This window comes from Streptomyces sp. NPDC042336 (assembly GCF_055581985.1).
The window spans coordinates 93831-110723 of record NZ_JBVJEA010000004.1 but is presented as its reverse complement, the minus strand read 5'-3'; the positions used below and the strand labels follow the sequence as shown (position 1 = coordinate 110723).

General features: G+C 73.0%; 18 protein-coding genes. 6 read left to right on the top strand and 12 right to left on the bottom strand.

Annotated elements, in window-relative coordinates; genetic code table 11:
- Window positions 1-51 precede the first annotated feature (51 nt).
- Window positions 52-654: a hypothetical protein gene (locus ACZ6IM_RS11360; protein WP_052842028.1), complete on the top strand. Its 603-nt coding sequence runs from the start codon at window positions 52-54 to the stop codon at window positions 652-654.
- 97 nt (window positions 655-751) lie between these two features.
- Entirely contained in the window at window positions 752-1489 is a 738-nt protein-coding gene (locus tag ACZ6IM_RS11355; RefSeq protein WP_469556066.1) for a 3-keto-5-aminohexanoate cleavage protein, read from the top strand.
- Between the two features lie 28 nt (window positions 1490-1517).
- Here the strand turns inward: ACZ6IM_RS11355 and soxR are convergent, their stop codons facing one another.
- Window positions 1518-2090 carry a redox-sensitive transcriptional activator SoxR gene (gene soxR / locus ACZ6IM_RS11350; protein WP_052842030.1) on the bottom strand — a complete coding sequence of 191 codons (573 nt, stop codon included), beginning with the start codon at window positions 2088-2090 and terminating at the stop codon, window positions 1518-1520.
- Window positions 2091-2220: 130 nt separating this feature from the next.
- Between soxR and ACZ6IM_RS11345 the strand changes: the two genes are divergently transcribed.
- Window positions 2221-2682 (top strand): MaoC family dehydratase, encoded by a 462-nt coding sequence (locus tag ACZ6IM_RS11345; RefSeq protein WP_052842031.1) that lies wholly within the window; start codon window positions 2221-2223, stop codon window positions 2680-2682.
- Here ACZ6IM_RS11345 and ACZ6IM_RS11340 read toward each other — a convergent pair whose 3' ends face one another.
- The 3 genes from ACZ6IM_RS11340 to ACZ6IM_RS11330 all read right to left on the bottom strand — a co-directional run bounded on the left by ACZ6IM_RS11340 (window position 2683) and on the right by ACZ6IM_RS11330 (window position 4937).
- Entirely contained in the window at window positions 2683-3324 is a 642-nt protein-coding gene (locus ACZ6IM_RS11340; protein ID WP_052842032.1) for a TetR/AcrR family transcriptional regulator, read from the bottom strand.
- Between the two features lie 60 nt (window positions 3325-3384).
- Window positions 3385-3699, bottom strand: a complete 315-nt coding sequence (locus ACZ6IM_RS11335; protein WP_030402879.1) for a YiaA/YiaB family inner membrane protein — start codon at window positions 3697-3699, stop codon at window positions 3385-3387.
- Window positions 3700-3785: 86 nt separating this feature from the next.
- Window positions 3786-4937, bottom strand: coding sequence for an acyl-CoA dehydrogenase family protein (locus tag ACZ6IM_RS11330; protein ID WP_052842033.1), 1152 nt, complete (start codon window positions 4935-4937; stop codon window positions 3786-3788).
- Window positions 4938-5025: 88 nt separating this feature from the next.
- Here ACZ6IM_RS11330 and ACZ6IM_RS11325 point away from each other — a divergent pair, with 88 nt between their 5' ends.
- The gene (locus tag ACZ6IM_RS11325) at window positions 5026-5667 is read left to right on the top strand and encodes a TetR/AcrR family transcriptional regulator (protein ID WP_052842034.1); all 642 of its coding nucleotides are present in this window, start codon (window positions 5026-5028) and stop codon (window positions 5665-5667) included.
- Here ACZ6IM_RS11325 and ACZ6IM_RS11320 read toward each other — a convergent pair.
- Both ACZ6IM_RS11320 and ACZ6IM_RS11315 read right to left on the bottom strand, forming a co-directional pair.
- On the bottom strand, window positions 5651-6991 hold the full coding sequence (locus ACZ6IM_RS11320) for a SpoIIE family protein phosphatase (RefSeq protein WP_469556398.1): 1341 nt from the start codon (window positions 6989-6991) through the stop codon (window positions 5651-5653). The genes ACZ6IM_RS11325 and ACZ6IM_RS11320 overlap by 17 nt on opposite strands.
- On the bottom strand, window positions 6969-7820 hold the full coding sequence (locus ACZ6IM_RS11315; protein WP_469556061.1) for an alpha/beta fold hydrolase: 852 nt from the start codon (window positions 7818-7820) through the stop codon (window positions 6969-6971). Before ACZ6IM_RS11315 ends, ACZ6IM_RS11320 begins: the two co-directional genes overlap by 23 nt.
- A gap of 112 nt (window positions 7821-7932) precedes the next feature.
- Here ACZ6IM_RS11315 and ACZ6IM_RS11310 point away from each other — a divergent pair, with 112 nt between their 5' ends.
- Both ACZ6IM_RS11310 and ACZ6IM_RS11305 read left to right on the top strand, forming a co-directional pair.
- The gene (locus ACZ6IM_RS11310; protein WP_052842037.1) at window positions 7933-8640 is read left to right on the top strand and encodes an ArsR/SmtB family transcription factor; all 708 of its coding nucleotides are present in this window, start codon (window positions 7933-7935) and stop codon (window positions 8638-8640) included.
- A 69-nt stretch (window positions 8641-8709) separates the two neighbouring features.
- Entirely contained in the window at window positions 8710-9657 is a 948-nt protein-coding gene (locus tag ACZ6IM_RS11305; RefSeq protein WP_469556395.1) for a DMT family transporter, read from the top strand.
- Here the strand turns inward: ACZ6IM_RS11305 and ACZ6IM_RS11300 are convergent.
- The 6 genes from ACZ6IM_RS11300 to ACZ6IM_RS11275 all read right to left on the bottom strand — a co-directional run bounded on the left by ACZ6IM_RS11300 (window position 9654) and on the right by ACZ6IM_RS11275 (window position 16791).
- Window positions 9654-10751, bottom strand: a complete 1098-nt coding sequence (locus ACZ6IM_RS11300; protein ID WP_469556058.1) for a Zn-dependent alcohol dehydrogenase — start codon at window positions 10749-10751, stop codon at window positions 9654-9656. The two genes, ACZ6IM_RS11305 and ACZ6IM_RS11300, sit on opposite strands and share 4 nt — an antisense overlap.
- 34 nt (window positions 10752-10785) lie before the next feature.
- Entirely contained in the window at window positions 10786-12174 is a 1389-nt protein-coding gene (locus ACZ6IM_RS11295) for an aldehyde dehydrogenase family protein (protein WP_052842040.1), read from the bottom strand.
- Between the two features lie 121 nt (window positions 12175-12295).
- Window positions 12296-13633, bottom strand: a complete 1338-nt coding sequence (locus ACZ6IM_RS11290; RefSeq protein ID WP_052842041.1) for an ABC transporter ATP-binding protein — start codon at window positions 13631-13633, stop codon at window positions 12296-12298.
- Between the two features lie 233 nt (window positions 13634-13866).
- On the bottom strand, window positions 13867-14058 hold the full coding sequence (locus ACZ6IM_RS11285; RefSeq protein ID WP_052842042.1) for a hypothetical protein: 192 nt from the start codon (window positions 14056-14058) through the stop codon (window positions 13867-13869).
- Between the two features lie 2 nt (window positions 14059-14060).
- Window positions 14061-15314 carry an MFS transporter gene (locus tag ACZ6IM_RS11280; protein WP_469556054.1) on the bottom strand — a complete coding sequence of 418 codons (1254 nt, stop codon included), beginning with the start codon at window positions 15312-15314 and terminating at the stop codon, window positions 14061-14063.
- A 31-nt stretch (window positions 15315-15345) separates the two neighbouring features.
- Window positions 15346-16791 carry a CitMHS family transporter gene (locus ACZ6IM_RS11275; protein ID WP_469556051.1) on the bottom strand — a complete coding sequence of 482 codons (1446 nt, stop codon included), beginning with the start codon at window positions 16789-16791 and terminating at the stop codon, window positions 15346-15348.
- Between the last annotated feature and the right edge of the window lie 102 nt (window positions 16792-16893).

The window sequence follows — 16893 nt, the reverse complement described above, 5'->3', positions numbered from 1 at the left end:
ACGCCGGAGTGACCCGAGTAACAGGTGCAGGTGTGACGGAGGTGCAGGGCGATGGCCGGTTTCCGAAGTCTGGCGAGACAGGTCCGCGATCCACGGTGCGACCTGGCGCTGCGACGCTATTCACTGCGCAAGTGCCTTGAGCGTTTTGCCCCTTATGGGCACAGGGCGACCTGGGACCATCTCTGCTCCCGGGCCGGGTTCGGTCCCGAGGACCGCTCCCCCGACCCAGCGCGGCTCGTGGCCGCACTGGAGGAGCTGGAGGAGGCGCGGTCGGTGTGGCTGGCCTACGAGGTCGAGTTCGCCGAGCGGCGCAGGAAGGAGAAGCACGACGGGCTGCGCAGGCCGGGCAGCGTGGACGACTGGCACCGGCTGACCTGGGGCGGGTTCGGGGTGGCCTGGTGCGACGACCCCCGGGTCCACCCCGACGGGCCGCTGGCGGAGGTGCTGCGCCGGCTGATCTCGGCGCTGGAGCGTGAACCGGGCTCCGTGTGCCCGGTGTGCGACGGGGAGCGCCTCGTCTGGAAGTACGACCTGGACCACGAGCCCTCGACGGGCCCGGTCTGCACGGACTGCGGCATCCTCGTGCCGCGGCCCGTCCTCACTGCCGACGCGTGCGCGGACGCCCGGCGGGGACGGTTGCTGATGTCGGCATAGCCGGCCGCGGGGGTGTGCCGGGGATGCCGCACCCCCGGTGGCCGGTACGGCACCGGGCCCGGCGGGCGTCGTCAGTGGCACCCGGCACCATGGGGGAATGGTGCAGCTGTGTGTGAACGGGGCGCGGGGGAGCGCCGACGGTGCGGTGGTGCCGCTCTCGCCGGAGGCGGTCGCCGACTCGGTGGCCGCGGCGGTCGCCGCCGGAGCCACGGACGTCCACGTCCACCCGAAGACACCGTGCGGGCGGGACACGCTGTCCACGCGCGTGCTCGCGGCGACGCTGGAGGCGATCAGGGCGCGGGTCCCGGCGTCGGTACCGGTCGGCGTCACGACGGGCGCCTGGGCCGAGCCCGGTCCCGCGGCCCGGGCGGCGCGGATACGGAGCTGGACGGCACTGCCCGACCACGCGTCGGTCAACTGGCACGAACCGGGCGCCGAGGAGACGGCGGCCGCCCTGATCGAGCGCGGGGTGGCGGTGGAGGCGGGCGTCTGGTCCGGCACGGACGGGGCGGCCCGGTTCCTGCGCTCACCGCTCGGACCGAAGGTGCTGCGCGTGCTGGCGGAGGTCACGGACCCCGACCCGGCGACCGCGCGCGACTCGGCGCGCGCCCTGCTGACCGCCCTCGGCCCGGCCCACGGCCGCCCGGTCCTGCTGCACGGCGAGGACGGCGGCGCCTGGCCGGTGCTGCGTCTGGCCGGCCGGCTGGGCCTGGCGACCCGGATCGGCCTGGAGGACACCCTGTTCCTGCCGGACGGCAGCCGGGCCGCGTCCAACGCCGAACTGGTCGCCGCGGGACTGCGGGAGTGCGCCTCGGCGCGCCGGGGCGGCCACTGATGTCGACCGGGCCCGGCTCACCGGACCGTCAGTCGCCGCAACACGGCTCTTCCCGGCCCTGAGCACGGCCCGGCCGCCCACCGCCGGTGGCCGCGGCGGCGGGCGTGGAGGTGGTGGGGGTGGCGGAAGTGGAGGCGGCCGGGCCCCGGCGCTCCACGAGCAGGCGCGAGCCGGCGCGGCGTTCACCGAAGGCGTCGTCGGGGTTGGACAGGACGCAGGTCTCCAGGGACAGGCAGCCGCAGCCGATGCAGTCGGTGAGGTGGTCGCGCAGCCGGTTGAGCTGTTTGATCCGCTCGTCGAGTTCGGAGCGCCAGGACCGGGAGAGCCGGGCCCAGTCCTCCTCGGTGGGTGTGCGGCCCTGCGGCAGCTCGGCGAGCGCCTCGCGGATCGTGGCCAGCGGGATACCGACCCGCTGCGCGGCCCGGACGAAGGCGACCCGGCGCAGCGCGTCACGGCTGAAGCGGCGCTGGTTGCCCGAGGTCCGGCGACTGCTGATCAGGCCCTTGGACTCGTAGAAGTGCAGGGCGGAGACGGCGGCGCCGCTGCGTGCGGCGAGCTGGCCGACCGTGAGTTCTTGGATCTTCTCGGGAAGCTGAGGCACTCCTCAGACCCTACCGACCCGGTCACCCGCGCGAACGGGTCAGGTCCGTTGACAGGGGCTCCGCGGGCGACCATGCTAAGCAGTCGCTTAGAGTCGAGTACACAGGTCGAGCGAGCAGAGAGGCCGGAACATGGCAGAGCCGAGGATCTTCGCGTCCGCCGACGAGGTGAAGGCGGCGGTGGGCGAGCAGTTGGGCCACACCGACTGGCTGGAGGTCGACCAGAAGCGGATCGACCTGTTCGCGGAGGCGACCGGGGACCACCAGTGGATCCACGTGGACCCGGAGAAGGCCGCCGCCGGGCCGTTCGGCACCACCATCGCGCACGGCTACCTGACGCTCTCGCTGCTCCCCCTCTTCGGGCCGCAGCTGATCCAGGTCGAGGGCGTGAAGATGGGCGTCAACTACGGCACCAACAAGGTCCGTTTCCCCTCCCCCGTCCCGGTCGGCTCGCGGCTGCGCGCCACGGCGACGATCACGGGGGTCGAGGACGTCAAGGGCGGCATCCAGGTGAGCGTCGCCTTCACCGTGGAGCGCGAGGGCGGCGACAAGCCGGTGTGCGTCGCCGAGTCCGTGTCGCGCTACTACCTGTAGCTAGGCCGCGCCGGAGCGGTCTCGGGCTCCCACCATCCGCAGCACGAGGTCGGCGTAGAGGGCGCCGACCTCGTCGGGCGTGCGGGGGCCGTTCACGTTGAACCAGCGGGCCACGTCGATGCAGAGCGACAGCACGGCGAGCGTGGTGCCCTTGACGTCCGGCACGTCGAACTCGCCCGTCGCCACGCCGTCGTCGATGATGCCGCGCACCGCGGCGTCGCACTGCCGCCGGAGGGTGAGGATCTCCTCCCGGGCCTCGGGACCGAGCGCGTCCAGCTCGTACTGCACGACCCGCGCGGTGGTCCGGCGCCCGGCGTGCCAGCGGACGAAGGAACTCACGGCGTCGGCGAGCCGTTCGGTCGCACCGCCCTCGCCCTGGGCCGCGGAGCGGAGGATGGCCACCGCCCGGGTGTGGCCGATGCGGCTGATGCGGTGGAGCAGCTCTTCCTTGGTCTTGTAGTGGATGTAGAGCGCGGCCGGGCTCATGCCGGCCCGCCCGGCGATGTCGCGGGTCGTGGTCGCGTGGTACCCGCGTTCGGCGAACGCCTCCACCGCCGCGACCAGAAGCCGCCGGGCCGCGTCAGGCGTGACCTCTTCCCACGGCTCGATGTCGCCGCCCGTCGTCTCGGCCGCCGTACTCATCGCTTGTTCGCCCCTCTCGGTGACAGGAGCACCACCATACCGCCGAAGCTGAGCGGGCGCTTAGGGGCGCTGTCCCGCCGGGGTGCCGCCCGGCTTCTGGAAGGGGTCGTGCTCGACCAGGATCTTGTCCAGTCGCGCCTGGTCGACCCGGCTCACTATCTGGCCGACCTCCTGGCGGTCCCGGATGATCTTGGCCAGCGTGAAGGCCGAGGTGACGAGGTACAGGACGGCGATCGCGAGGAAGGCCCGCACCCAGGCGTCGGCCTGGAGCCGGTAGATGCCGATGGCGGTGGCGGCCATGGCCACCGAGAAGGAGGCGACGGCCTGCCCGTAGAAGGCTGCCGTGTTCTGCTGCTTGACCGGTGTGTCACTCATGGCACGAGGATCGGCGGATGTGGCCGGGGCCACATCCGCCGGCGTACTCAGTCGCGGTACTCAGAAACTCGCCCCCGGAGGCCGGCTCAGAAGGCCGAGACCCCGGTCAGCGCACGCCCGATGACCAGCTTCTGGATCTGGCTGGTGCCCTCGTAGAGGGTCATCACGCGGGCGTCGCGCAGCAGCTTGCCGGCCGGGTACTCGTCGATGTAGCCGTAGCCGCCGAAGACCTGGAGGGCGTTGTTGGCGGCGCGCACGGCGGCCTCCGAGGCGAAGAGCTTGGCCTTGGAGGACTCGACGGTGAAGGGCTGCCCGCGGTCGATCAGGTCGGCGACCCGCCAGGTCAGCAGCCGGGCCGCGTCCACGTCGAGGGCGATGTCGCTGATCAGCTCCTGCACCAACTGGTGGTGGGCGATGGTCTTCCCGAACTGCTCGCGCTCCCCCGCGTACTTCACCGCGGCGTCCAGCGCCGCCTGGGCTATGCCGACGCAGCCGGCCGCGACCGACATCCGCCCCTTGGCGAGGGCCGACATGGCCACCGAGAAGCCCTTGCCCTCGGGCGCGAGCATCGCGGAGGCGGGCACGCGGACGTCCTCCAGGACCAGCTCGGCCGTGGCCTGGCCGCGCAGCCCGAGCTTGCCGTGGACGGTGCGCCGGGTCAGACCGGGGGTGTCGGTGGGCACGAGGAAGGCGGAGACCCCCTTGTGACCGGGAGCGTCGGTGGAGCGGGCGAAGAGCAGCACGACGTCGGCCCAGGTGCCGTTGGTGATGAACATCTTGGTGCCGTTGACGACGTAGTCGTCGCCGTCGCGCACCGCGCGGGTGGAGAGGTTCCCGGCATCCGACCCCGTGCCGGGCTCGGTCAGGCCGAAGCAGCCGACGTACTCGCCGGAGGTGAGCCCCGGCAGCCAGCGCCGCTTCTGCTCCTCGCTCCCCCAGGCGGCGACCGTCTTGGCGACCAGGCCGAGGGAGACGGAGACGATCCCGCGCACGGAGCTGTCGCCGCGTCCCAGCTCCTCCGTGACCAGGCAGTACGCGAGGTGGTCGCCCCCGGATCCGCCGTACTCCTCGTCGACCGTGAGCCCGAGGAAGCCGACCTCGCCGAGCTTCTTCACGATTCCCCGGTCCACCTCCTCCGCGCGGTCCCACTCGACGACATGGGGGGCGATCTCCCGCTCCACGAAGTCCCGGGCGAGCTGCCGTACGGCGGTCTGCTCCTCGCTGAGCTCCAGGTTCATGCCGAGTCACCCCACAGAAAGAAATCTTGAAAGCCGTACATTTAAATTAGCACTGCTAGTTTCAGCTCGCAGCCCTACTATGTGCGCCATGGCCCGACCGCGCAAGCCCCTGCTCAGCACCGACCGGATCGTCGAGACGGCCCGCGCGCTGGTGGACGCGGAGGGCCTCGCGGCCGTCTCCACGCGCCGGCTGGCCGCGGAACTGGGGGTCAGCGGGCCCTCGCTCTACAACCACTTCCGCACGAAGGACGAGATCCTGGAGGCCGTCGCCGACTCGGTGAGCGCGCAGGTCGACTTGTCGATGTTCGAGGACGGCCGGGAGTGGCGGACCGCGCTGCACGACTGGGCCGTCTCCTACCGGACGGCGCTGCGCGACCACCCCAACATCGTCCCGGTCCTGGCCCACGGCCCCGGCCGCCGCCCGGCCGCGCTGCACCTCGCGGACGCCGTGTACGGCGCGATGGTCCGGGCGGGCTGGCCCCCTGCCCAGGCCACCTCCATCGGCGCGCTGATGCGGTACTTCATCATGGGCTCGGCGCTCGGTTCCTTCGCCGGCGGCTTCGTGGACGACGCGGGCGCCTACGACCCCGCCGACTACCCGCACCTCCAGCAGGCCCACCTCCTGGCCGAGCAACAGGAGAAGATCGACGAGCGGGCCTTCGAGACCGGCCTGACGGCGCTGCTGGACGGGCTGGCACAGCAGTACGAGCGGTTCAGGCGGGACGGCTAGGGACGCCCAGGGCGAGCAGGGCGGTGTCGTCGTCGACGCCGTCGCCGAGCTTCTCCAGCAGGGCGGCCACGGCCGCGATCACGTCGCCGGGCGCCGTGGATGCCTGCCGGGCGGCGAAGTCCCGCAGCCGTTCCTCGCCGTAGAGGGTGGTGCGGCCGGGGTCCGTGCGGGCCTCGGTCAGACCGTCGGTGTAGAGCAGCAGGGTGTCGCCGGGGCCGAGGACGGCGGTGGCGGGGGTGAAGGCGGCGTCGGGCAGGGCGCCGACGAGCATGCCGCCGGGGGTGGCGAGGTACTCGGCCCGTCCCGGGCCGTCGACCGGGGCGCCGGCCCGCAGCACGAGCGCGGGCGGGTGGCCTCCGGAGGCCAGGCGGACCGTCGTACGGCCGCGGGCGGCGTCCGGTTCGACGACGCCGACCACGGCGGTGCAGTGACGGGGGTCCGCGTCGACGCCGTAGCGGTCGTACAGGACGGCGTTGAGGGTGGTCAGGGCGCTGACCGGGTCGGAGTCGTGGAAGACGGCCGCCCGCAGGGTGTAGCGGGCGAGGGACGTGACGGCGGCGGCGGGCGGGCCCTTGCCGCTCACGTCGCCGAGAAAGAAGGCCCAGCGCCCCGCTCCAAGGGCGAACAGGTCGTAGAAGTCGCCGCCGAGCCGGTCGGGCGAGGCCGTGTAGTAGTACGAGGCCACGTCAAGACCCGGGACGGCGGGCAGTTCGGCGGGCAGCAGCGCCTGCTGGAGCACGGCGAGGGCGTCGGCCAGCCGGGCCCGGTCCGTCTCGGAGCGCGAGCGTGCCGCCTCCGCCTCCCGCCGCGCCGCCTCGGCCAGGTCGCGGGCCTCGTCGGCGGCGGTCCTGCGGCGCAGCAGTTCCTCCTCGTAGGCGCGCCGGTCCGAGGCGTCGAAGACCGTGGTACGGATCAGTACCGGCTCGCCGTCCGCGTTCCGTTTGACCGCGGCGGACACGAGCACCGGCAGCCGTCCGCCCGCGGCCGTCCGCATCTCCAGCGCGATCCCGCCGATCTCTCCCCGCAGGCCCAGCAGGGGTGCGAAGTGGGTCTCGTGGTAGAGCCTGCCGCCGACGGTGAGCAGGTCGGCGAAGCGCTTGCGGCCCACCACTTCGTCGCGCTCGAGGCCGAGCCAGTCCAGCAGCGTGCCGTTGACCTTGGTGACGGTGCCGTCCATGGCCGTGGACAGGAAGCCGCAGGGCGCGGCGTCGTAGAGCTCCTCGGCGCTGTCCTCCGGGCCTGCCGCGCCGCCGGCCGGAGTCACCGGCTCCTCCCGGCCGCCGGGGGCGCCGGGCGCGGGGTCAGGAGTCCGGCCGGGTGCCATGGACACGGCCCAGGAAGTCGAGTACGGCGTCGGTGGTGGCCTCGGGCGCGCTGAGCTGGGGACAGTGTCCGGTGGCGTCCAGCGTGAGCAGCCGAGCGCCGGGGACGCGCGACCGCACGAACGCGCCGACTCCCCGGGGAGCGATGGCGTCCTCGGCGCACTCCAGGACCAGCGTCGGTACCCTCACCCCCTCCAGGTCCCCCCGGTTGTCCGAAAGGAACGTGGTGCGCGCGAAGACGCGGGCCATCGCCGGGTCGGTCGCGCAGAAGCTGTCGGTCAGCTCCTGGCCCAGTTCCGGCCGGTCGGGGTTGCCCATGATCACCGGCGCCATCGCGGACGACCAGCCGAGGTAGTTGGATTCCAGCGAGGCCAGCAGTTCCTCGATGTCGGCGGGCGTGAAGCCGCCGCGGTACCCGACGTCGTCGATGTAGCGCGGGGAGGGGGTGATCATGACCAGGGAGCCGATCCGGTCGGGCTCGGCGCGGGCGGCCAGGACTCCGGCCATCGCGCTCACCGAATGCCCGACGAACGTCACCCGCCTCAGGTCCAGCGCCCGCAGGACGTCGACCACGTCCTGCGCGTAGCCGTCCAGCGAGGCGTACCGCTCGGGCAGCCAGGCATCCGGGTCGGACCTCCCCGACCCGACGTAGTCGAACAGCACGACCTTGTAGCGCCCGGCCAGCCCGGGCACCACCAGACGCCACATGTTCTGGTCGCAGCCGAACCCGTGCGCCAGCACGACCACGGGGCCGTCCGGATCGCCGGTCACCCTGACGTTGTTCCGGTGCCGTACGTCCGTGTCCGCCATGCCGCCTCCAGCTCGTGCCATTTTCTCCCCTTTTGAAGAAGAATAGATATATAGATGTAGTTATTTCCTTCCCCAGCCATCTCCGGCCGATGCTTCGGCGCTCACCGAACCGTCCGTGTCGCATGCTGGGGGCATGACCTCGAAGGACCCGGGCGCCCCCGGACTCGCGCGACTGGCGGGGCTGATCGCGGACGAGAGCAGGGCCGCGTGCCTGCTGGCGCTGCTCGACGGGCGGGCGTGGACCGCCGGTGAACTCGCCCGGTACGCGGGGGTGGCCGCGTCGACGCTGAGCGAGCACCTCGGCAAGCTCGTCGCGGGCGGGCTGCTCGCCGAGGAACGGCAGGGGCGGCACCGGTACGTGCGGCTCGCCGACGATCGGGTCGCACAGCTCGTGGAGGACCTGGCCGCGCAGGTGGCGCCGCAGGCACGGCGCCCACGCACGCTGCGGGCCGCCGGCGCCGGGTCGGCCATGGCTGCGGGCCGTACCTGCTACGACCATCTCGCCGGGCGGCTCGGGATCGCCGTCACGGACGCCCTGACCGAGCGTGGACTGCTGCGCCAGGACACCGGTTTCGCCCTCACGGACGCGGGCCTCGGCTGGTTCGACGCCGCCGGGATCCCGCTGCGGGCGACCGGACGCCGGCCGCTGGCCCGGGCCTGCCTCGACTGGACCGAGCGCCGCCCCCATCTCGCGGGCGTCGCGGGCGCGGCCCTGTGCCGGCACGCGCTGGATGCCGGCTGGTGCGTGCGCATCGGCTCGGAGCGGGCGGTGAAGGTCACTCCGGCGGGCGAGGACGCGCTGTCCGAACTGCTCCGGATCGATCCGGCGTCGCTGCGCTGAGCCGTGGCGGTCTCACCGTCCGAAATCCGCCGGTCGTCCCGGCGTTCCCTTCCTGGCCTCGGGAGCATGATGCGTACCACCCCGTTCCGCCGTCCGGAGCTGCTCGCCGCCGGCGCGGCCACCGTCACCGTCGTGCTGTGGGCGTCCGCGTTCGTCTCGATCCGCAGTGCGGGCGAGGCGTACTCGCCGGGCGCGCTGGCGCTCGGACGGCTGCTGTTGGGTGCCCTGGCCCTCGGCGTGATCTGTCTGCTGCGCCGGGAGGGCGTGCCGCCGCGCTCCGCGTGGCGCGGGATCGCGATATCGGGGGTGCTGTGGTTCGGCTTCTACATGGTCGTCCTGAACTGGGGCGAACAGCAGGTGGACGCCGGTACGGCCGCCCTCGTGGTCAACGTCGGCCCGATCCTCATCGCGCTGCTGGGTGCCCGGCTGCTGGGCGACGCGCTGCCGCCGCGGCTGCTGGCGGGGATGGCGGTGTCGTTCGCCGGTGCGGTGACGGTGGGTCTGTCGATGTCCGGTAAGGGCGGTTCCTCGCTGTTCGGGGTGGTGCTGTGCCTGCTCGCCGCGGTGGCGTACGCGGGCGGGGTGGTCGCGCAGAAGCCCGCGCTGGCGCACGCGAGCGCCCTTCAGGTGACGACGTTCGGCTGCCTGGTCGGGGCGGTGCTGTGTCTCCCGTTCGCGGGGCAGCTCGTGCACGAGGCGGCCGCCGCGCCGGTCGCCGCCACGCTCAACATGGTCTACCTGGGCGTGTTCCCGACCGCGCTGGCCTTCACGACGTGGGCGTACGCCCTGGCCCGTACGACCGCCGGCCGCATGGGCGCGACCACGTACGCCGTGCCCGCGCTGGTCGTGCTGATGTCGTGGCTGGCCCTGGGCGAGGTGCCGGGGCCGCTCACCCTGGCGGGCGGCGCGCTGTGCCTGGCGGGCGTGGCGGTGTCCCGGTCCAGGAGGCGCACGGCGGTTCCGGGGCCCGTGAGAGCCCGGGAACCGCTCACCGAGGACGCGCGGGATCCGCGTTAGAAGACCACCAGGGCCCGGCCGCCCTTGCCCGTCAGCATGTTCTCGAAGGCCGCCGGGATGCCGTCCAGGGCGATGCGTTCCGTGACCAGGGCGCCGAGGTCGAGGCGGCCGGCGCGGACGTGTTCGGCGAGGACCGGGAGGTCCCGCGCGGGGTCGGCGTTGCCGTAGACGCAGCCGGATAGGGTGCGGCCCCAGTGGAAGATCTCCAGGGCGTTGAAGGTGACCTGCTGGTCCTTGCCGCCGATGCCGACGACCGTGGTGCGGCCACCGCGCCGGGTGGACTCCCAGGCGGTGCGGATGGTGACCGCGCGGCCGACGCACTCCACGGCGACGTCGACGCCCTGCTTGCCGGTGAGGGCGCGGATCTCGCGGGCGGTGGTGTCGGAGGCGATCAGGTAATCGGTGGCGCCCGCGGCGCGGGCCAGCTCCTCCTTCTCGGGGGACACGTCGACCGCGACGATCTTCGACGCGCCCGCGATCCGGGCCGCCTGGAGGGTGGCGAGGCCCACTCCCCCGGCGCCGAAGACCGCCACCGTCTCGCCCTCGCGGACCTTCGCCGAGTGGTGGACGGCGCCGTAGCCGGTGAGGACGGCGCAGCCGAGGAGCGCCGCCTCGGTGAGGGGGATGCCCTCCGGGGCGGGCAGGACGCAGGACGCGGACACGACCGTCTCCTCGGCGAACGCGGCGACGTTCAGGCCGGGGTGCAGGTCGGTGCCGTCGTCGGCGCGGCGGGCGTGCACGTCGGCGGCGCCGGCCAGGGCGTTCGCGCACAGCCACACCTCGCCGAGCGAGCAGGCGTGGCAGGCCCCGCAGGACGGGGCCCAGTTGAGGACGACCTCGTCGCCGGGCGCGACGTCGGTGACGTCCTCTCCGACGGCGACGACGGTGCCGGCGCCCTCGTGGCCGAGGACGGCGGGGAGCGGCACCCGCATGGTGCCGTTGGACAGGGACAGGTCGGAGTGACAGACCCCGGCGGCGGCGAGCCGCACCCGGACCCGGCCGGGGCCGGGCTCGCGCAGCTCGATCCCGGTGACCTCCAGCGGGGCACCCAGGGCGGGTACGACGGCGGCACGGACTGCGGTACGGACGGCCATGACGAGGACGGCTCCCCTGCGGGCTAGAAGCGGGCTAGAACTGGAGGGACTTGGTCTGGAGGTACTCGGCGAGGCCGTGCGCGCCCAGCTCGCGGCCCACGCCGGACTGCTTGTAGCCGCCGAAGGGCGCCAGCGGGTTGAACCGGCCGCCGTTGATGTCGACCTGCCCGGTGTCCATCCGCCGGGCGAAGGCGACCGCCTCGGCCTCGTCCCCTGCCCAGACGGCGCCGGCGAGGCCGTAGACCGTGCCGTTGGCGATCCGCAGGGCGTCGTCCTCGTCCTCGTAACGGAGGACGGACAGGACCGGCCCGAAGATCTCCTCCTGGGCGATGGTCATCTCCTCGGTCACGTCGGCGAAGACCGTCGGGCTGACGAAGTACCCCCGCTCGCGCGGCGCTTCGGGGCCGCCCGCGACCAGGCGGGCGCCCTCGGCGACACCCTTCTCGATGTAACCGCGCACCCGCTCCCGCTGCTTGGCGTTGACGACGGGGCCGATCCGGTCGCCGTACTTCGCGGCGGCCTCGGCGGCGAGCGACAGGGCCTCGTCGTACTGGTCGCGGTGGACCAGCATGCGGGTCCAGGCGCTGCACGTCTGGCCGGAGTTGGACATGACGTTGGCGACGCCGACGTTGACGGCCTTGGCGAGGTCGGCGCTCGGGAGGATCACGTTGGCGGACTTGCCGCCGAGTTCGAGGGCGACCTTCTTGACGGCGGCGCCCGCGGTGGCGCCGATGCGGCGGCCGACGGCGGTGGAGCCGGTGAAGGAGACCAGGTCGATGCCGGGGTGTTCGGCGAGGGCCTGGCCCGCGACCGGCCCGAGGCCGGTGACCAGGTTGAAGACGCCCGCCGGGACGCCCGCCTCGTGCACCGCCTCGGCGAAGAGCTGAGCGGTGAGCGGGGTGTCCTCGGCGGGCTTGAGCACGATCGTGCAGCCGGCCGCGAGCGCCGGGGCGGCCTTGGCGACGATCTGGTGGAGCGGGTAGTTCCAGGGGGTGATGGCGCCGACCACGCCGACCGGCTCGTGGTGGACCACGGAGTTGCCGACCTTCTCCTCGAAGGCGTGGGTCGCCGCCAGCTCGGCGTAGGAACCGGCGACCGCGATCGGCGCGCCGGCGTGCACGGCCTGCGAGAACTTCAGCGGGGAGCCCAGTTCGGCGGTGACCGTCTCGGCGATCTCGTCCTTGCGGGCCACCAGCACGTCCCGCAGGGCGGCCAGGCGCGCGGCCCGCTCGGCGGGCGGAGTGGCGGCCCAGCCCGGCAGGGCGGCGCGCGCGGCCCGTACGGCGGTATCGACGTCCAGGGCGTTGCCGGCGGGGACGTGGCCGATCACCTGCTCGTCGGCCGGGTTCACGACCGCGATCGTGTCCCGTCCGTCGGCGGGGCGCCAGGCTCCGTCGATGTACATGCCGTCGTGTGCCTTCATCGCGTTCCTTCCGGCGGGCGTCGTCGTCCGACCCCAAACTAGCGCCGTTAGTTTTACGGCACCAGGGGCTCCCACGATGGTGGCGCGGCTCACCCTCCCGGAGTGCGCGGTCCGGCCGGGATCACTCCTCCAGGTCGGGCAGTCGCGCCGGGGCGGGGCAGATGCGGTCGCCGTGCTGGTCGAAGACGAACAGGTGGGCGAGGTCGACGAGGAGGGGCACCTGCATGCCGTGGCGGAGGTCGATGTCGGGGGTGGTCCGGACGATGAGGTCGCCGGGGAGGCGGCCGTCGGGCGGGGCGACCGCGGGTTCGGGCTCCTCCGGTTCGTCCATGACGACCACCGGCCCGGCGCGCAGGGCGCCCGCCCGCTCCCTCAGCCGGTCCAGGACCGTGCCGTCGCGGCGGCGGCGCCTGACCGGGCGGTCGGCGGGGCGCGGCGCCTCCAGGTCGGGCACGACGGCGGGCTGCGAACCGGTGTTGAAGTGCACGAGGACCTCGTGCCCCTGGAACTCGACGTGCTCCACCAGCCCGGTGAGCAGCACCTCGCCGGGTCGGGCGGAGGAGGGCTTCGCGATCCGGACGGCCTCCGAGCGCAGGCCCACGATCACCTCGCGGCCCTGCTGGACGCGGAGCAACTGGTGGTCCAGGGAGAGCGGTTCGGGCAGGCGCAGGAACTGCTTGCCCAGGCTGATCGTCATCGCCCCGTCGAGCGGCGCGCGCACCAGGCCGCGCAGCAGGTTGATGCGCGGGGTGCCGATGAAGGCGGCGACGAAGACGTTGCGGGGCAGGGCGTAGACGGCGCGCGGGGTGTCCACCTGCTGGAGGACCCCGCCGCGCAGGACGGCGACGCGGTCACCCAGGGACATGGCCTCGGACTGGTCGTGGGTGACGTAGATCGTGGTGACGCCCAGCTCCCGGGTCAGCCGGGTGATCTCGGCGCGCAGGTGGTTGCGGAGCTTGGCGTCGAGGTTGGACAGCGGCTCGTCCATCAGGAAGGCGGTGGGGTGGCGGGCGATGGCGCGCCCCATCGCGACACGCTGGCGTTCGCCGCCGGAGAGCTGGGCGGGCAGACGGTCGAGGAGGTCCTCGATGCCCAGCATGCGGGCGGTGGCGTCCACGCGGGGGCGGGGATCGGTCTGCGGGTCCTCGACGCGCAGCGGGAAGCCGATGTTCCCGCGGGTGGTCATGTTGGGGTACAGGGCGAAGTTCTGGAAGACCATCGCCATGCGCCGTTCGGCGGGGAGCAGGTCGTTGGCGTACGCGCCGTCCAGCATCAGCTCGCCCTCGGTGATCTCCTCCAGTCCGGCGATCATGCGCAGCACGGTCGACTTGCCGCAGCCGGAGGGGCCGAGCAGGACGAGGAACTCGCCCGGCGCGATGTCCAGCGACAGCCGGTCCACCACGCGGACGCCTCGCGCGTAGGTCTTGCTCACGTCGTGCAGGGAGATGGCGCGTGTCATGGAGGTGCCCCCGGGGGCTCACTGGGCTCTGGTGCTCCGCGGTCGGACGCCCTCGTGCGGGTCGTACGGGGCGTGTGAGTCACGGAAGTTAACGGACCGTGCCCGGCCGGGGGAAGACGCTGGACCACAACTCGACGCGAACGTCCATCTGGTGAGAAAGCGGACGCCCGGATTCAGGGCGCGGGGCGTCTCATGGGGTGATCAAAACGGTCGGCCGTCGGTTCGGCGCCGGGTCAGCCGTCCGCGTCGCCGCTCCTGCCGCGGGTGCCGCCGGAGCGGCCCGACGCGCGCACCAGTTCGCCCGCCGCGAGGGTCGTGCGCGCCACCGCGCGCGTCCAGGACGGGCCGCCGCGGGCCGCCCACACCACGCAGGCGCAGCCGCCGGCGACGAGGAGGAGGACCACGGACAACAGGAGCAGGATCATGCTCATCCCTTCGTTTGCCGGCACGGCCGGCGGCCGCCGGCCCGGTCCGGGACATCCTGCCCCACGGCCGGACGCCGTTGGCCGGCCGCACCGGCGGACGGGGCGCGCACGGCGACGCCGGAGGAGAGCAGGAGCAGCGCGCCCAGCATCACGAACGGCGCGGCCACGCCCGCGACGCCCGCGATCAGGCCGGCGGCGGCGGGTGCGGCGACCTGGCCGAGGCGGTTGCCGGTCAGGCGCAGGGCGAGGGCCGTGGAGCGCGCTTCGTCGGGGGCCGCCTGCACGACCGTGGTCATGGACAGCGGCTGGCCGACGCCCAGGCAGAAGCCGAGCACGACCAGCATCAGCGCGAGCGCCCACACCGGCACGGGCAGCGCGACCCCGGCGCACAGCACGGCGGCCAGCAGGCACGTCGTCGTGAGCAGCGCCGTACGGCCGAGCAGCCGCAGCAGCGGCGTCAGCACCAGCCGGCAGGCGATCGTGGCCGCCGCCCGCAGGCTGAGCAGTACGCCGATCACCGCCGGGGAGATCCCCCGGTGCTCACCGACCACCGGCAGGTAGGCGGTGAGGATGTCGGTCGCGGAGAGCACGGAGAGACTGATCAGGATGCCCGCGGGCACGCCCCGGGCGCGCAGGATGCTCCCTACGGGGACGCGCGCGCCCCGTGCCGCGCCGGACGTGGCGGCTCCGGGGTGCTCTATGCGCCACAGGGACGTGAAGGCGACCGCCGCGCCCGCGCCCGCCACCACCAGGGCCAGCGCGCTGCTGCCGGCCATGTCGGGGCCGCCGATCAGCGCGCCCGCGGCGATGGGGCCGATCAGCTGGCCGAGCGAGGCGCCGATGGTGAAGTGGCCGAAGTTGCGGTCCTGTTCGTGCGGCGCGGACTGGCGGGCGACCAGTGACTGGGCGCCGATGACGAAGCAGAGGTGGCCGAGGCCCATGACGCCGCTCCACAGGGCCATCGCCCACAGCGACCCGGCGACACCGCTCAGCGCGCAGCCCCCGGCGATGAGCACCACCCCGACGGGCAGCAGCGGCGCGCAGCGGCCGTGGTCGGTGCGGCGGCCCAGCGGAACGGCCGCGAACAGGGGCAGCAGCGCGTACACCCCGGCGATGACACCGACGGCCCGTTCGTCGGCGCCCAGCGCGAGGGCCCGGTAGGAGACGGCGGGCCGGGCCATCGACACCGCCCCCTGCGCGAAGCCGAAGGCGATGACGAGGCGGAGCAGCCAGCCGCGGTTCCCACCGGGCGCCATGGTCGTGTCCCTTCCTGATGGTGCCTGACGGTCAGATGATGCCGAACAGGATGCCCGCCGCGAGGATCACCAGGCTCGTCAGGACGGCCCACTTCACCACGAACCGCGTGTGGTCGCCGAACTCGACCTTGGCCATGCCGACCAGGACGTACACGGCCGGGACGAGCGGGCTGGACATGTGCAGCGGCTGCCCGACGATGGAGGCCCGGGCGATCTCCAGCGTCGACACGCCGTGCGCCTGACCGGCCTCCGCGAGCACCGGCAGGACACCGAAGTAGAAGCCGTCGTTCGACATGAAGTAGGTGAGCGGCAGGCTCAGCAGGCCGGTGACCAGGCCCATGTGCGGGCCCATGCCGTCGGGGATGGTGTCCACGAGCCAGTTGGCCATGTGGTCGACCATGCCGGTGCCGGTGAGGACGCCGGTGAAGACGGCGGCGGCGAAGACCATGCCGGAGACGTTCAGGACGTTGTCGGCGTGGGCCGCGATGCGGGCCTTCTGGTCGGGGATGTGCGGGAAGTTGACCGTGAGGGCGAGCGCGGCGCCGATCAGGAAGAGCACCGGGATCGGCAGCAGCTCCATGATCATGGCGGTCAGCAGCGCGACCGTGAGCAGCGCGTTGAACCAGTACAGCTTGGGACGCAGGGTGGGCCGGTTCGGGTCGAGGCCCTTGAAGTCGTCGTCGGTCGCCTCGCCCTGACCGTCCGCATCCGCCGGGCCACCCGCACCGCCCGCACCGCCGCGACCGGCACCGGCACCGGCACCGGAGCGCGCACCGGCCGCACCCGCACCCGCACCGACCAGCACTGTCTCGGTCTCCGGCACCGACTCCGGCTCCCGGCCCAGCGCCTCGTCCAGCGACAGCCTGCCCAGCCGCCGGCGCTCGCGCAGCCCGAGCACGTACGCCAGGACGACGACCGCGACGAGACCGACGGCCAGGGCCGGGATCATCGGGACGAAGATGTCGGTGGCGTCGACCTTCAGCGCGGTGGCGGCGCGGGCGGTGGGGCCGCCCCAGGGCAGCGTGTTCATCACACCGTTGGCCATCGCGGCGACACCGGTCATCACGACGAGGCTCATCTTCAGCCGCTTGTACAGCGGATACATCGCCGAGACCGTGATCATGAAGGTGGTGGAGCCGTCGCCGTCCAGCGAGACGATCGCGGCGAGCAGCGCCGTGCCGACGACGATGCGCATCGGGTCGGCCTTGCAGAACTTGAGGATGGCCCGGACGATCGGGTCGAAGAGCCCGACGTCGATCATCACACCGAAGTAGACGATCGCGAACATGAGCATCGCCGCGGTGGGGGCGAGGCTGGACACGCCGTCGATGACGTAGTCGCCGAGATGGGCGCCCTTGCCGACGAGCACGCAGAACAGCGCGGGAATCAGCACGAGCGCCGCGATCGGCGACATCTTCTTCATCATGATCAGGACCAGGAAGGTCGCGATCATGGCGAAGCCGAGGATGGTCAGCATGAGTGAGTACCTAACGTTCGCCCTTGAACATCCCACCGGGGCAGGCGGTGCGAGCGACGTTAGGTGGCGCGAGGGAGCGTTAACAAGACGTTGACATGCGAG